This is a genomic window from Devosia sp. (assembly GCF_017744655.1).
Taxonomy (GTDB): Bacteria; Pseudomonadota; Alphaproteobacteria; order Rhizobiales; family Devosiaceae; genus Devosia.
In genome coordinates this window covers 107761-121734 of the sequence record NZ_JAGIAW010000001.1, presented here as the reverse complement: position 1 = coordinate 121734, position 13974 = coordinate 107761, and the positions used below count along the sequence as shown (strand labels likewise).

The window sequence follows — 13974 nt, the reverse complement described above, 5'->3', positions numbered from 1 at the left end:
GAGGCCCGTTCACGAGCCGTGAACCCGATTGCTACAATCCAACCGATCCATGCTCGAGAGCGGTCATTACCCCCCGCAATTCGGCAAGACCCTTCATCCGGCCGATCGTGGGATAGCCCGGCTGCGCCCGGCGCCCGAGATCGTCGAGAATGTCCTGCCCATGGTCAGGACGCATCGGGATGATTGCGTCCTTGCGACCCTCGGCCTTGCGCCGGCGCTCCTCGCGAACGATCGCCGCAATCAGGGCCACCATGTCGGTATCCCCACCCAGATGCTCCGCCTCGAAGAACGAGCCGACGATATCGTCATTGTCGCGCTTCACATTGCGCAGGTGCAGGAAATGCACCTTGGGCCCGAAGCGCTCCATCATCCCCGGCAGGTCATTGTCCGGCCGCGCGCCGAGCGAACCCGAGCAGAGCGTCATGCCATTGCTGGGGCTCTCGACGGCATCGAGAATGTACTTGTAGTCCTCTTCCGTCGACATGATGCGCGGCAGCCCGAGCAGTGCAAACGGCGGATCATCGGGGTGGCAGCAGAGCCGCAGGCCCAGCTTCTCTGCCTCCGGCACCACCTCTTCGAGGAAGTGCACAAAGTGCTTCCGCAACTGGTCGCGGCTGATAGCGCCATATTCGTCGAGATGCGCCTGCACGTCCTCGAGCGACATGGATTCCGTCGAGCCCGGCAGACCCATCGTCACATTGCGGCCGAGCGTCTTCTTCTCGTCCTCGCTCATCGCCGCAACCCGCCGCCCGGCCTCGTCGGCAATGGCATTGGTATAGTCCGCCGCCGCGCCAGGGCGCTTCAGGATGTAGATGTCAAAAGCCGCGAAATCATTGATATCGAAGCGCATGCACGAACCGCCATTTGGCACGGTCCAGCGCAGATCGGTGCGCGTCCAATCGAGCACCGGCATGAAATTGTAGCAGATCACTTCCATGCCGCTATCGGCGAGGTTGCGCATGGAAATCTTGTAATTGGCAATGTGCTCGCGCCAATTGCCCTTCTGCTTCTTGATGTCCTCGCTCACCGGCAGGCTTTCCACCACGTCCCAGGTGAGACCCGACGGCGTGCCGTCCTTGCGCGTGGCGATTTCTTTGTAGCGCTTGGCGATCTCCTCCGGCGTCCAGACAACGCCGTTGGGCACATGATGCAGTGCACTCACGACGCCGGCGGCACCGACCTGCGTAATGTCATCAATGCTGCAAAGGTCCTTGGGGCCGAACCACCGCCAGGTCTGTCGCAAGTCTAAACTCCATTCTTGTATGGTAGATCAGCACTAGCACATTTCGCGCACCAAAACCCTAGTCGTTTGCCAGCTTTATGAGGGTTTCCACATGGCAAGGCGTCCCCTCGCGGCACCAGCAGGCAAGGTTCTTGCCCGCAAGTTCAGCACGGATCTTTTCGCGCGATGGCCGCGGCCGATCCGCCTCGATCTCGCCCCGCATCCACCGGCCATGCCGCGCTACCGCCTCGACTTGCGCCGCCGCCCGATCGAGGCCGGTTTCTTCCGCCACGGCATCGATGGTGAAGGGATTTCCCCAAGGTCCCGGCCGCGCCACCGAGTGGGCGGGCAGCCCATTGATTGCCTTGGAAATGGCTTGCAGATCGAAACCCGCCCGCCGCGACAGAACGATCCGAACCGGCCTCATTTCCGCATCTCCCGGTCGAAGACGAATTTCGGCATTTCCCACTTGAACATGATGGACAGCACGCGCAGCGGCAGGCCGACACCCAAGGCCATCAGCACCACCAAGTCTGAAGGCAGGCCGGCCTTATTGCCGAGAAAATACACAATGCCTGTCACGATCGAGACGGTCGCATAGAGCTCGCCATGAAAGACGAGCGGCACGTCCTGGCACAAGACGTCGCGCATGATGCCGCCGACGATCCCTGTCACCATGCCCGCCACGATGACGATGATCGGGTGCTCCATCGTTTCCATGGCAATATTGCAGCCGATGATCGTGAAGACCACGAGGCCCAGCGCATCGAGCAGCAGGAATGGCCAGCGCAGCCGATGGACCACCCGCGCCGTGGCTATGGTGAGCAGCGCCGCGCAGCAGCAGAGCACCAGAATATAGGGGTTGTGCACCCAATAAAGCGGATAGTGGTCGAGAAACACATCGCGCGCCGTGCCCCCACCCAATGCCGTGATGCAGGCGATGAGGCAGACGCCGAACCAGTCCATGTTGCGTCGCCCGGCTGCGAGGGCCGCCGACATCGCGTCGGCTGTGATCGCGACGTAAAACATCATGGTGAGCATGCAAGAATCCTGGCGGCAGGTCGAAACCGGGTTGTCGTCGCCACGTTACAGAAGCACCACTGGCCGTCCAGACCCGAGAAGGATTTGTCCCATGCGCCAGCCGAAAACCGTCCGTGCCCTCGAAACCTTCGGCCGCGTCCGCCTTTCCGAAAATTTCTTCATGCGCGACTTTTTGTATTCCGAGATCGCCGTCATCAACGGTTTTCAGAACATTCCCGAAGATCCCGATCTCGCAATAGCGGCGGGGAAACGCCTCTGCGAAGAGCTGCTCGAACCGCTGCAGGAAAAGTTCGGCCGCCTCTCGGTCCGCTCGTCCTACCGCTCGCCCGAGGTCAATCACTTCGGCAATATCAACAAGCTCAATTGCGGCAGCAATGACAGCAATTTTGCCGGCCACATCTGGGATCGCCGCGATGCCAAGGGCCGCATGGGCGCTACCGCCTGCGTGATCGTCAATCGCTTCATCCCCTACTATGAGCGAACCGGCGACTGGGAAGCCATGGCCTGGTGGGTACACGATCACCTGCCCTATTCCGATATGGAATTCTTCCCCAAGTATGCCGCCTTCAACCTGCAATGGCGGGAAGAGCCGGAGCGCGGCATCTACAGTTTTATACCTCCCCGCCGCGGTCGCCTCACCGAGCCAGGCAAACCCAATTGGGCCGGCCGGCACGATGAGGCCTACGAGGCGATGCTACGGGAGTTGAGCTGAACCCCCAGCCACCGTGTCATTCCCGCGAAAGCGGGAATCCCCGTTTCAAAACGAAGATCCCCGCTTTCGCGGAGATGACACCGAGGAAAGGACAGCCCTTACAAAAAATCCGCCCGGTGCGGCGTGAACACGTCGACCAACCGGCCCTTTTCCAACGCCACGACGCCGTGGACCAGACCCGACGGCACGATAAAGCTGCCGCCCTGCCCCACGACCTGCGTCTTGCCGTCGATTGTCACCTCAAAGCTGCCCTCGGCGACATAGCTCACCTGGATATGCGGATGGCTATGGAGCGCACCGACGGCACCCTTCTCGAAACCGAATTCGACCTGCATCACCTCCGGGGTGTAGATCAGCACGCGGCGCGTATTGCCCGGTGCCAGTTCGGTCCATTCGGTTTCGTCGGCTTGAGCGAAAAACTTCTGTTCAGTCATGAAATCACCTTGCGAGCCAGCCGCCATCAACGGGGATGACGGCGCCATGCATGTAGTTGGATGCGGGAGCGAGCAGAAACACAGCCGCATCGCCAATGTCGGACGGCACGCCCCAGCGCCCTGCCGGAATGCGCCCGAGAATGGACGCCGATCGATCAGGATCGTTGCGCAGCGCCTCGGTATTGTTGGTTTCGATGTACCCGGGCGCAATGACGTTCACATTGATACCCTTGGCCGCCCACTCATTGGCGAGGAGCCGCGTGATACCGAGCACGCCGCTCTTCGACGCCGTGTAGCTTGCGACGCGAATGCCGCCCTGAAAGCTCAGCATCGAAGCGATGTTGACGATCCGCGCCGGCCGGTTGGCTGCAATGGCCTTGCGGCCCAGCGATTGCGCCAGGAAGAACATCGTCTTGAGATTGATGTCCATCACCTGATCCCAATCGGCCTCGGTGAAATCCACCGCATCGACGCGCTTGATGATCCCGGCATTGTTGACGAGGCCATCTATAGGACCATGCTGCTGCCATGCAGCGTCGAACATGGCCTGAGCCTCCTTGGTCGAGCCAAGATCGGCCCGCACCTCGGCAAAGTCGGCACCCTGCCCCGCCATCAGCGAAGCGGTTTCTTCCATCGACGAGCGACCAACCCCAATCACCCGCCCACCGGCCCGGCCAATGGACAGAGCAATGCCCTGCCCGATGCCCGTATTGGCGCCGGTGACCATCACGGTCTTGCCCGAAAGACTGAATGCGCCGAGATCCATCAGCGCAGATCCTCCATCGCCACCTTCTCGGCGTCCGTATAGTCGATATTGTCCCCGGCCATCGCCCAGATGAATGTATATGACCCCGTACCAGCGCCCGCGTGGATCGACCACGGCGGCGACAGAATGGCCTGCTCGTTGCGGACGATCATATGCCTCGTCTCATCCGGCTCGCCCATAAGGTGCACGACGAACGCGTCGGGCTTGAGGTCGAAATAGAGATAGGCCTCCATGCGCCGGTCATGCACGTGCGCCGGCATCGTGTTCCACACGGAACCGGGAGCGAACTGGGTCAGGCCGACCACAAGCTGACAGCTCTTGAGGCTGTTCGTGTACTGGAAGATCGACCGTTCGTTTGCCGTTTCGGCGCTGCCCATATCGAGCCGCTTCGCGCCCGATTGCTGCAGCAGCGTCGTCGGATGCGATGCATGGGCCGGAGCGCTCAGCAGATAGAATTTCGCGCCAGCGCCCGAAAACCGCACGTCCTTTGACCCCATCCCAACATAGAGCATGTCGCGCGGCCCGACAGCATGCGGGGTCCCATCAACCGAAATCGTGCCGGCCTCACCGATATTGACGGCAATCAGTTCGCGACGATCAAGAAAATTAGCCGTGCCCGTCGGCTTGATCGCCTCGAGCACCAGTTCACCACCGCCCGGCACCGCGCCGCCAACCGCCATCCGGTCATAATGCGTATAGGTCCAGCGCACCGCGCCATCGGCAAAGAGATCATCGATCAGAAAATTCTCGCGCAGCTCCGCCGTGCCCATGCCGGCAGCCCCGGCGGGATCGATGGCAAAACGGATATCGAATTCGGTGCTCATGGTTTCTCCGGCAAATATATTGGAGTTGGCAATTCAGTGTTCGCCGCTCTGCTCGGCGAGACGGGCGCGGTATCGATCCTGGCTACGCGAGAGATGCTCGCGCATCGCCTCCCGCGCGCCATCGGCATTCTGGCTAGAGATGGCCAGCATGATACGCTTGTGCTCTTCGTGGAGGCCTGCCTGATAGTCATAGGTCAGCACGCTCTCCGTGCCCCAGGGCGAAGCGACATCGCAGGGAATGGTCCGGCTCCCCAGCGCATCCAGCACTTCGATATAGAAGGGATTGTTGGTTGCCGCGGCGACCGCCCGGTGGAAGGCAAAGTCCGTCTTGCCCGTCGGATTGCCCTGCTTCAGCAAGCGCCCAAATTCGTTCCAGGCCTCATGGATGGCCGCATCCTGACTGGTGCTGCGCCGCATCGCCGCCAAACCAGCGGATTCGATCTCGATGCCCATGCGCACTTCGAGCACGTTGAGCGCCACCGAAATCTTGTTGGAAGTCTCCCCGCCGATCGCGGTGAAAGCGCTGGCGGCATTCGCCATCACGAACACCCCCGCCCCCTGCCGCGGCTGCACCGTGCCATCGGCGGCCAGGGCCGCAATGGCCTCGCGCACAACGGTCCGGCTCACTCCGAAATGCACGGTAAGCTGGCTTTCCGTGGGGAGTTTTTCGCCCGGCCCGAACTCGCCAGCCCCGATGCGCTTGCGCAGCGCATCGACAACCATTTCAGCGAGTTTCGGTTTCCGGGCCGGGATGGGGATATCGACGAGTGACATGATGCGTTACCGGAAGAGGCTCGGCAGCCAGAGTGAGAGCGCGGGAATATAGGTGACGAGCCCTAGTACGACGAGACCGGCCCCGTAGAACGGCCACACACTCTTCATGGCGTCCCAGACCGATATCTTGGCCACCGCCGCCGCAACGAACTGCACCGGACCCAGCGGCGGCGTATTGAGGCCGATACCGAGGTTGAGGATCATGATCACGCCAAAATGCACGGGATCGACGCCAAAGGCCGAAACCATGGGCAGGAAGATCGGCGTGGTAATGACGATCAGCGGCCCCATATCCATGAATGTGCCCAAGAGCAGCAGCATGACATTGATCAGCAGCAAGACCATCAATGGGTCGGTGGTCAACTGCGAGATCGCCTCCGTCAGGATCGGCGCCACCTTGAGATAGGCCATCAGCCATCCGAAGGACGCAGCGGCACCGATGATGAACAGCACCATCGAAGTGGTTCGAACCGCCCCCGTCACACAATGCACGAACTCGCACCAACCCATCGAACGGTAGACGACAAGCGTCACGAGGAAGGCATAAAGCACCGCGATGCATGAGCTTTCAGTCGCCGTGAAAATACCGGACCGCACGCCGCCGAAAATGATGCCGATCAGCATGAGGCCGGGTATGGAGATCAGGAAGTACTGAAACGCCTTGCCGAAACCAGGAAACGGCTCGGTGGGATAGCCGCGTTTCACGGCGACGAAATAGGCTGTGATCATCAGCGCTGCCGCCAGCAGCAGGCCCGGAATGATGCCCGCCGTAAAAAGGTCGGCAATCGAGATGCGCCCGCCGCCCGAGAGCGAATAAATGATCATATTGTGGCTGGGTGGCAGCAGCAGCGCGATCAGCGCCGCCATGGAGGTGACGTTGACTGCATAGTCGGCGCCATATCCGCGCGCTTTCATCTGCGGGATCATGATCCCGCCAACCGCCGCAGCCTCTGCCACGGCCGAGCCGGAGATACCGCCAAAAAGGGTCGAGGCGGCCACATTGACCTGGCCCAACCCGCCGCGCACATGGCCAATGAGCGAACCGGCGAACTGGATGATGCGGGCGGCGATGCCCCCGCGCATCATCAGGTCCCCGGCAAAGATGAAGAAGGGAATGGCCATCAACGTAAATGCCGAAACGCCTGAATTAAGCTGCTGGAACACCACGATGGCCGGGCGGCCGATATAGAGAACCGTGGCAAAGCTGGCGATGCCGAGGCAAAAGGCGATGGGCGTGCCGACCAGCATGAGCAGCGTGAAAACGCCGAAAAGAATCCAGTATTCCATGATGTCCTCAGTCCGCCGTCATCGTGGCATCGGCTTCGACCTCGTCCACATTCTCGCCAGCGGCACGCAACAGGATGCGCTCGAGCGAAAACAGGCACATCAGGACGCCCGAAATCACGATGGGAAGATAGGTAAAGGTCTGCGGCAGGCCGAGAACCGGTATGCGCACGCTCCAGCCGCGCAGGGCCAGTTCGCCGCCGTATAACACCATGCCAGCGGCAAAAGCGAGAATGGCCAAATCGCTGACGGCACGCAGCCAGGGTTTGCCGGCAGGCGGCAAGAAGTAGAGCAGGACGTCAAAGCCCATATGGAAATTTTCCCGCACGCCAACGGCGGCGCCGAGGAAAATGAACCAGCTCATGATCATGATCGAGCCGGACTCGGTCCAGGGCGGCGAGGCGTTGACGACAAAACGCATATAGACTTGGTAGGCGACGATCGCCGTCATGGCGACAAGACCAATGCCGGCGATCCAGAGCGAGGCATCGGATAGCATCCGCAAGGCGCTGCTGACCTTTAACAGCCGATCTCTCATGAGCATGAACTCCCAAGCGGCGCGGGCCGGTCCGAAGACCGGCCCGGCTCAAGTCAGCCTTCAGTGGCCTGGATGCGGGCCACGAGATCCTGCAGCTTGGGATCGGTGACATACTTTTCGTAGACGGGCTTCATCGCTTCGATGAACGGCGCCTTGTCGACTTCGTTGATCGTGGCGCCGAGAGCTTCCACGGCAGCCTTGGATTCGACTTCCTTGGCAGCCCAGAATTCGCGCTGCGCAGCAACGGATTCCTTGGCAGCCTCGCGGAACAGCGCCTGATCTTCAGGCGTCAGACCGTCCCAGACGACCTTGGAGATCACCAGAACTTCCGGCACCATCAGGTGCTCGTCGAGCGAGTAGTACTTGGCGACTTCGGCATGGCCGGCTGTGTCATAGCTCGGATAGTTGTTCTCAGCGCCTTCGATGACACCGGTCTGAATGGCCGAGTAGACTTCGCCATAAGGCATCGGCGTCGCGTTGGCGCCAAGGGCACCAACCATGTCGACGAAAATGTCCGACTGCATGACGCGGAACTTCAGCCCTGCCATGTCCTCGGGCGAAGTGATCGGCTTTTCGCTATTGTAGAACGAACGAGCGCCGCCATCGTAGAAGGCGAGAGCCACGACATCGACGGCGTCGAAAGCCTTGAGGATTTCCTCACCGATCGGGCCATCGAGCACATTGTGGAAGTGGTCGGCAGACCGGAAAATATAGGGCAGCTGGGTTACGGTGGCTTCCGGCACCTGCGTACCGAAGGCGCCGATCGAGATGCGGTTCATGTCGATCACGCCGAACTGGGTCTGTTCGATCGTGTCGGCTTCCTGGCCGAGCTGGGCCGAGTGGAAAACCTCAACCGAATAGCGGCCATCGGTCTTGGCGCTTAACAGTTCGCCAAACTTCTTGACCGCTTCAACGGTCGGATAGCCATCGGGGTGCGTATCGGAAGAGCGCAGCACCGTCTGGGCGCTGGCGGCCGAAACCATAAGCGAAGTCGCGACGACGGCCAGAGCCGCCATCTTTGGCAGATGAAACATTGGTGTCCTCCCAAGATCCAACACGAGCGGCTCCTCCACGAACCGCGCATGCCTGGCCGATCAAGCCGGCCCCTCGACGCCACCTCTTGCATGAGCCAGCGCCACGGTTAGAACTGGTATGGAAGTACAAATGACAAGTCAACATACAATTCTCCGTATGTTGTATGATGACTTTTGAGAGACGAAGAAGGCGCCGCGATTGGCGGCGCCTTATTAAGTTCAACTGTCGCAGCGTCATTCCCGCGAAAGCGGGGATCTCCCTCACCTGCCAAGGATTCCCGCTTTCGCGGGAATGACCCGGAGGTGAGGCCTCGACCTTAGATGTGGATCGCCCCATCGCCCAGCGCGAGTGCGGCTTCGCGCACGGCTTCCGACAGGGTCGGGTGAGCATGCGTAGTGCGTGCAAGATCTTCGGCAGCGCCGGAGAATTCCATCAGCGTCACCAGCTCGTGGATCATCTCGCCGGCATTCTTGCCAACGATATGCGCGCCGAGCACGCGGTCGGTTTCGACATCCGCGAGGATCTTCACAAAGCCCTGCGTCGCCAGCATCGCCTTGGCACGGCCATTGGCGGTAAAGGGGAACTTGCCGATCTTGTAGTTCACGCCAGCAGCCTTCAGTTCGTCCTCGGTCTTGCCGACCGAAGCGACTTCCGGATTGGTGTAAACGACCGACGGGATAGCGGCGTAGTTCACATGGCCGGCTTGACCAGCCAGGATTTCGGCAACGGCAATGCCTTCGTCTTCGGCCTTGTGCGCCAGCATCGGACCGGCAATCACGTCGCCGATGGCGTAAATGCCGTCGACCGAGGTCTTGTAGTGGCCATCGACGCTCACGCGACCGCGCTCGTCGAGAGCGACACCGGCGATTTCCAGACCAAGGCCCTCGGTAAACGGCTTACGGCCGATGGCGACCAGCGCCACGTCGGCGTCGATCAGTTCGACTTCGCCGCCCTTGGCAGGCTCGACGCGCACCTTGAGGGAGCCGTCTTCCTGCTTGTCGACGCCAGCCACCTTGCTCGACAGCTTGAATTCCATGCCCTGCTTCTGCAGCATGCGCTGGAACTGGCGGGCAACTTCGCTGTCCATGCCGGGCAGGATACGGTCGAGATATTCGACGACGGTGACTTGCGAGCCAAGGCGAGCCCAGACCGAACCCAACTCGAGCCCGATCACGCCAGCACCGATGACGAGGAGACGCGCCGGCACCTTGTCGAGCGTCAGTGCGCCCGTCGAGGTGACAACGGTCTTTTCGTCGATCTCGATGCCCGGCAGGTTGGTCGAAACCGAACCGGTCGCGATGACGATGTTCTTGGTCAGAACTTCGGTCTGCGGACCAGACTGCGGCGTCACCAGCACCTTGCCGGCAGCCGGGATGGAACCGATGCCGCGGAAAACGGTGATCTTGTTCTTCTTGAACAGGTAGTCGACACCACCCACGTTAGAAGCGACCACGTCAGCCTTGTGGTTCATCATCTGCGGCAGGTTCAGAACCGGCGTCGAGATGTCGATGCCGAGCGTCTTAAAGCTGTGGCCGGCTTCTTCGAACAGCTCGGACGCGTGCAGCAGCGCCTTGGAGGGAATGCAGCCGATATTGAGGCAGGTGCCGCCCAGCGTCGGCCACTTCTCGACCACGGCAACCTTGAGCCCGAGCTGCGCGGCGCGAATGGCGCCCACATAGCCGCCGGGGCCGGAGCCGATAACTACTAGGTCGAATTGGTCTGCCATGATTTCAAAGCCTCAGAAAAGTTTAGCGCTGCTGTGCCAGCGCGACGCGAACGGCCAACGCCAGGAATGTAATGCCGGTCACCCGATTAAACCACCGGCCGACTCGGAAAAAGCCCTGTCGCACCGAAGGGGTCGTAAAGAAAACCGACACCAATGCGAACCAGGTAAAAAGCATAAGGCTCATGCTGCCCACGTAGATAACTTTTATTTCGCCCGGCGTGTGAATGGAGACCAGCGACGTAAAGAGCGCGAGGAAGAAGAGCACCGCTTTTGGATTGAGCAGATTGGTCAGGAACCCCAGCGCAAACGCGGCCATATCGCCGCGACGCGCACCGGCAGCGTCCATCTCGGTCGGCGGCTGCGGCGGCGGGCTGCGGAGCGCAGCGATGGCCAGCCAGACCAGATAGGCCGCGCCCAACCACTTCAAGATGTTGAACAAAAGCAGTGACTGCCCGACGATCACACCGACGCCAAGCAGCGTATAGGTGCCGTGAACGAGGATCGATGTCGCTATGCCTGCAGAGGTGAAGAGCGCGGCGCGGCGGTTGTGCACCACCGACTGTCGCAGCACCATGGCGAAATCGGCGCCGGGAATGACCGCATTGATGCCGAAGGCCAGCATGAGGCCTGCAAATTCGAGCCAGGGAAAATCCATGATTGCACCGCAAGGTTAAGCGCGGCAAGCGTTACACCACTGGCTGCCGGGCGGCAATGCGGCGCCCGGCAAGGCCCCCTATCCTAAAAGGCGACGCCGACGAAAAGCATGACGAGACCGATCATCGAGACGGTCCAGATGCCGGAGCGGAGGAACGGGATGTCGATGAAATAGGCGGGGAGGTATGCCCAGCGGGCCCAGAACCAGATCTGCGCACCCCACTGGGTCAGGCCATCAGATCGACCGGCAATTTCTGTCGCGACCGCGAGTGCAATGAAAATGGCATAGGTCTCAAGAAAATTGCGCAGCGCCTTGTTGCCCCGGGCAGCCCATTTGTTGGGCGGGCGCTCGTTGTCGCGCTGCGTGCCGGCAAAGACGATACCGTAGTCGAGCCGGTAAGCCGTTGATTGCACAACGACATATCCCAGCGCCAGCACGGCGCTCCAGATCAGAAGCGTCAGTTCGGTGCTCATGTGCAAATCCTCGATAGACAGTTCTGAAAACGAAACGCCGGGGCGGTCAGATCAGTTTGCGCAGCCCGAAAAGGTGAAGACGTCGCCAGAATCCTCGTCGAGGTCGAATTCGGAGTCGCGATAAAAGGAATACCAGAGACTTGAACTCAACCGGGGAAGCAGCACCTGTCGAGCCGGCGTTCCGCCCATCTCCTGCGGCAAGCGCTCGATACCAGCGTCGCCAAGAACATAGGTCGTGTTGTTTTCCTCTTGGCCGAACTGACAAATTTCCTTGTCGTCCGGGGCACATGGCCCCTCGGCGCTCCAGAGTGGCGTGGAATAGCCGTTGGGCCACATGATCGCGCCAGTCAGCTCCTGGCCGGCCCTGAGGGTGAGAATGAAGGACGCGGTCTGGTTCGCGGGCGCGTCGCGCGGAACCGGCTGGAACTGCAACTGCCGTCCGTCAGGCTGCGTGTAGATCGCTTGCTCAAACGTGCAATCTGGCGCCGCCATGGCCGACGTAGAACCCAATAAAGTGACGAATACCGCAAGCCAGCGCATGCCCAATCCCCCTGCCCTCAGAGGAGTTTAGGCGAGCCATTGGCCAAGGCAAGATCAGGAGGAAGCGATTTCCTGGGCGCGCTTCAGCGGCGCGGGGAGCTGATTGTTGATATCGAGCGCGCCGGAGTCGACCTGTTCGAGGAAAGCCCGGCAGAAGCTGTTCTTGTCAGCAGCCTGATTGTAGGCGCTCATGATCTGCGAACCGCCATAGGTTTCGGCCGCCCGCTGCTGGCCTTCGGCTGCGCCGCCAAGGCTGACGATGACGCGATCGGCGAGATCGAGAAAGCCGATATTCCTGAGATACCAATTGTCTGCGGCGGTTTTGTAGGCACCGTCTAGGCCGGTGGTTTCGTAGCAATGCGTGGTCATCACCTGCACGATGGCCTGCGAGCCGTGAAAGGCCATGAGCTCGCCGATGAGCTGGCTATTGGCGGCGGAATTTTCCTGGGCATGAGCGGGGACAACCAGGCTCAGCAGGGAAACGACCAGGGCCAGACAGGAACGCAAAACCACATCTCCGGTGGATATGACAATGATACGACAGCTCTATGCTTAAGGGGTGTATGCGCTAACAGACTGCTAACGTCGAGCACCACCCACAACACGCTTTGGTTAGCTCACGTAAAAAGGCCCGCCGAAGCGGGCCTTTTCATGAAATTCGTGAAGGGAGACGTCTTACAGGTCGAGGACCAGCCGCTCGGGAGCCTCAAGGCTTTCCTTGACGCGGACGAGGAAGGTGACCGCTTCCTTACCATCGACGATGCGGTGATCGTAGGAGAGCGCGAGATACATCATCGGGCGGATGACGATCTGGCCGCCGACGACGACCGGGCGTTCCTGGATCTTGTGCATGCCGAGGATACCCGACTGCGGTGCGTTGAGGATCGGGGTCGACATCAGCGAACCATAGACACCACCGTTGGAGATGGTGAAGGTGCCGCCCTGCATGTCGGCCATCGACAGCTGACCGTCGCGAGCCTTCTTGCCGAGGTTGCCGATTTCCTTTTCGATCTCGGCAATGCTCATCTGGTCGGCATTGCGCACGACCGGGACGACGAGGCCCTTGTCTGTACCAACGGCGACGCCAAGGTGGGCATACTGCTTGTAGATCAGGTCATCGCCATCGATCTCGGCGTTGACGGCCGGAATTTCCTTGAGGGCGTGGACGACGGCCTTGGCAAAGAAGCCCATGAAGCCCAGCTTCACGCCATGCTTCTTCTCGAACAGTTCCTTGTAGGAATTGCGCAGGTCCATGACCGGCTTCATGTCCACTTCGTTGAAAGTGGTGAGCATGGCAGCGGTGTTCTGCGCGTCCTTGAGGCGACGAGCGATGGTCTGGCGCAGACGGGTCATCTTGACGCGTTCTTCGCGCTCGGCATCGCCTGCAGCGGTCGGGGCACGCGGAGCGGCAGGCTTCGCAGCAGGAGCGGGCGCTGCGGCCGGAGCCGGAGCAGCGGTGGGAGCCGGAGCGGCCGGACGAGCCAGAGCCGAGAGCACGTCTTCCTTGAGAACCTGACCGGACTTGCCCGAACCGGCGATATTGCCGGCTTCAAGACCGTTCTCGGAAATCAGCTTCTGGGCCGAGGGAGCCGGAGCGCGGTCGGTGGCCTGGATCGGCTCGGGACCGGCAGCGTTGGCGGCAGGCACTTCAGCCTTGGCCGGGGTCGGCGCTGCGGCGGGGGCCGCAGCAGGAGCCGAGGCAGCGGCGCCAGCGCCGGCAGCGATGACGCCGAGCAGCGCGTTCACATCAACGGTGTCACCGGGATTGGCAGCAATGGCTTCAAGGACGCCTGCGGCGGGGGCCGGAACCTCGATAGTCACCTTGTCGGTTTCAAGCTCAACCAGGGGCTCATCGGCGTTGACGGTGTCGCCAACCTTCTTGAACCACTGGCCGATGGTTGCTTCGGTAACGCTTTCGCCCAGCGTCGGCACACGGATTTCTGTCGACAT

The 13974-nt window shown here is 61.0% G+C and carries 17 protein-coding genes; 1 reads left to right on the top strand and 16 read right to left on the bottom strand.

The window, feature by feature from the left end; all coding sequences use genetic code 11:
* Positions 1-31 precede the first annotated feature (31 nt).
* From uxuA to J7557_RS00515, 3 genes are read right to left on the bottom strand one after another with little or no spacing between them, the layout of a single operon-like run.
* The gene (uxuA, locus tag J7557_RS00525; RefSeq protein WP_291416288.1) at positions 32-1243 is read right to left on the bottom strand and encodes a mannonate dehydratase; all 1212 of its coding nucleotides are present in this window, start codon (positions 1241-1243) and stop codon (positions 32-34) included.
* 58 nt (positions 1244-1301) lie between these two features.
* Positions 1302-1649: a DUF4326 domain-containing protein gene (locus J7557_RS00520; protein ID WP_291416286.1), complete on the bottom strand. Its 348-nt coding sequence runs from the start codon at positions 1647-1649 to the stop codon at positions 1302-1304.
* Entirely contained in the window at positions 1646-2263 is a 618-nt protein-coding gene (locus J7557_RS00515; protein WP_291416284.1) for a trimeric intracellular cation channel family protein, read from the bottom strand. Before J7557_RS00515 ends, J7557_RS00520 begins: the two co-directional genes overlap by 4 nt.
* 91 nt (positions 2264-2354) lie before the next feature.
* Here J7557_RS00515 and J7557_RS00510 point away from each other — a divergent pair, with 91 nt between their 5' ends.
* Positions 2355-2975: a hypothetical protein gene (locus J7557_RS00510; protein ID WP_291416282.1), complete on the top strand. Its 621-nt coding sequence runs from the start codon at positions 2355-2357 to the stop codon at positions 2973-2975.
* Positions 2976-3073: 98 nt separating this feature from the next.
* Here J7557_RS00510 and J7557_RS00505 read toward each other — a convergent pair whose 3' ends face one another.
* The 13 genes from J7557_RS00505 to odhB all read right to left on the bottom strand — a co-directional run bounded on the left by J7557_RS00505 (position 3074) and on the right by odhB (position 13974).
* Entirely contained in the window at positions 3074-3409 is a 336-nt protein-coding gene (locus J7557_RS00505; protein WP_291416280.1) for a cupin domain-containing protein, read from the bottom strand.
* Positions 3410-3413: 4 nt separating this feature from the next.
* Positions 3414-4175: a 2-dehydro-3-deoxy-D-gluconate 5-dehydrogenase KduD gene (gene kduD, locus J7557_RS00500; RefSeq protein WP_291416278.1), complete on the bottom strand. Its 762-nt coding sequence runs from the start codon at positions 4173-4175 to the stop codon at positions 3414-3416.
* On the bottom strand, positions 4175-4999 hold the full coding sequence (kduI, locus tag J7557_RS00495) for a 5-dehydro-4-deoxy-D-glucuronate isomerase (RefSeq protein WP_291416276.1): 825 nt from the start codon (positions 4997-4999) through the stop codon (positions 4175-4177). Before kduI ends, kduD begins: the two co-directional genes overlap by 1 nt.
* A gap of 33 nt (positions 5000-5032) precedes the next feature.
* Positions 5033-5773 (bottom strand): FadR/GntR family transcriptional regulator, encoded by a 741-nt coding sequence (locus J7557_RS00490; protein ID WP_291416274.1) that lies wholly within the window; start codon positions 5771-5773, stop codon positions 5033-5035.
* A gap of 6 nt (positions 5774-5779) precedes the next feature.
* The gene (locus J7557_RS00485) at positions 5780-7060 is read right to left on the bottom strand and encodes a TRAP transporter large permease (protein WP_291416272.1); all 1281 of its coding nucleotides are present in this window, start codon (positions 7058-7060) and stop codon (positions 5780-5782) included.
* A gap of 7 nt (positions 7061-7067) precedes the next feature.
* A complete protein-coding gene (locus J7557_RS00480) occupies positions 7068-7595 on the bottom strand; it encodes a TRAP transporter small permease (RefSeq protein WP_291416270.1) in 528 nt (175 codons plus the stop codon).
* Between the two features lie 53 nt (positions 7596-7648).
* Entirely contained in the window at positions 7649-8629 is a 981-nt protein-coding gene (locus J7557_RS00475) for a TRAP transporter substrate-binding protein (RefSeq protein WP_291416269.1), read from the bottom strand.
* 317 nt (positions 8630-8946) lie between these two features.
* Positions 8947-10356 carry a dihydrolipoyl dehydrogenase gene (lpdA, locus tag J7557_RS00470; RefSeq protein WP_291416267.1) on the bottom strand — a complete coding sequence of 470 codons (1410 nt, stop codon included), beginning with the start codon at positions 10354-10356 and terminating at the stop codon, positions 8947-8949.
* 22 nt (positions 10357-10378) lie between these two features.
* Entirely contained in the window at positions 10379-11011 is a 633-nt protein-coding gene (locus J7557_RS00465; RefSeq protein WP_291416265.1) for a LysE family translocator, read from the bottom strand.
* Positions 11012-11094: 83 nt separating this feature from the next.
* Positions 11095-11484, bottom strand: a complete 390-nt coding sequence (locus J7557_RS00460) for an MAPEG family protein (RefSeq protein ID WP_291416263.1) — start codon at positions 11482-11484, stop codon at positions 11095-11097.
* 51 nt (positions 11485-11535) lie between these two features.
* Positions 11536-12024 (bottom strand): hypothetical protein, encoded by a 489-nt coding sequence (locus J7557_RS00455; RefSeq protein ID WP_291416260.1) that lies wholly within the window; start codon positions 12022-12024, stop codon positions 11536-11538.
* 54 nt (positions 12025-12078) lie between these two features.
* On the bottom strand, positions 12079-12531 hold the full coding sequence (locus J7557_RS00450) for a hypothetical protein (RefSeq protein WP_291416258.1): 453 nt from the start codon (positions 12529-12531) through the stop codon (positions 12079-12081).
* 168 nt (positions 12532-12699) lie between these two features.
* Positions 12700-13974 (bottom strand): 2-oxoglutarate dehydrogenase complex dihydrolipoyllysine-residue succinyltransferase, encoded by a 1275-nt coding sequence (gene odhB, locus J7557_RS00445; RefSeq protein ID WP_291416256.1) that lies wholly within the window; start codon positions 13972-13974, stop codon positions 12700-12702.

Bases quoted from the DNA above. Each gene is read 5' to 3' on its own strand.
- J7557_RS00515 (WP_291416284.1), bottom strand. From the start codon at position 2,263: ATGCTCACCATGATGTTTTACGTCGCGATCACAGCCGACGCGATGTCG.
- J7557_RS00490 (WP_291416274.1), bottom strand. From the start codon at position 5,773: ATGTCACTCGTCGATATCCCCATCCCGGCCCGGAAACCGAAACTCGCT.
- kduI (WP_291416276.1), bottom strand. From the start codon at position 4,999: ATGAGCACCGAATTCGATATCCGTTTTGCCATCGATCCCGCCGGGGCT.
- odhB (WP_291416256.1), bottom strand. From the start codon at position 13,974: ATGTCGACAGAAATCCGTGTGCCGACGCTGGGCGAAAGCGTTACCGAA.
- J7557_RS00520 (WP_291416286.1), bottom strand. From the start codon at position 1,649: ATGAGGCCGGTTCGGATCGTTCTGTCGCGGCGGGCGGGTTTCGATCTG.
- J7557_RS00465 (WP_291416265.1), bottom strand. From the start codon at position 11,011: ATGGATTTTCCCTGGCTCGAATTTGCAGGCCTCATGCTGGCCTTCGGC.
- J7557_RS00510 (WP_291416282.1), top strand. From the start codon at position 2,355: ATGCGCCAGCCGAAAACCGTCCGTGCCCTCGAAACCTTCGGCCGCGTC.
- kduD (WP_291416278.1), bottom strand. From the start codon at position 4,175: ATGGATCTCGGCGCATTCAGTCTTTCGGGCAAGACCGTGATGGTCACC.
- J7557_RS00460 (WP_291416263.1), bottom strand. From the start codon at position 11,484: ATGAGCACCGAACTGACGCTTCTGATCTGGAGCGCCGTGCTGGCGCTG.
- J7557_RS00475 (WP_291416269.1), bottom strand. From the start codon at position 8,629: ATGTTTCATCTGCCAAAGATGGCGGCTCTGGCCGTCGTCGCGACTTCG.
- lpdA (WP_291416267.1), bottom strand. From the start codon at position 10,356: ATGGCAGACCAATTCGACCTAGTAGTTATCGGCTCCGGCCCCGGCGGC.
- J7557_RS00505 (WP_291416280.1), bottom strand. From the start codon at position 3,409: ATGACTGAACAGAAGTTTTTCGCTCAAGCCGACGAAACCGAATGGACC.
- J7557_RS00455 (WP_291416260.1), bottom strand. From the start codon at position 12,024: ATGCGCTGGCTTGCGGTATTCGTCACTTTATTGGGTTCTACGTCGGCC.
- J7557_RS00485 (WP_291416272.1), bottom strand. From the start codon at position 7,060: ATGGAATACTGGATTCTTTTCGGCGTTTTCACGCTGCTCATGCTGGTC.
- J7557_RS00480 (WP_291416270.1), bottom strand. From the start codon at position 7,595: ATGAGAGATCGGCTGTTAAAGGTCAGCAGCGCCTTGCGGATGCTATCC.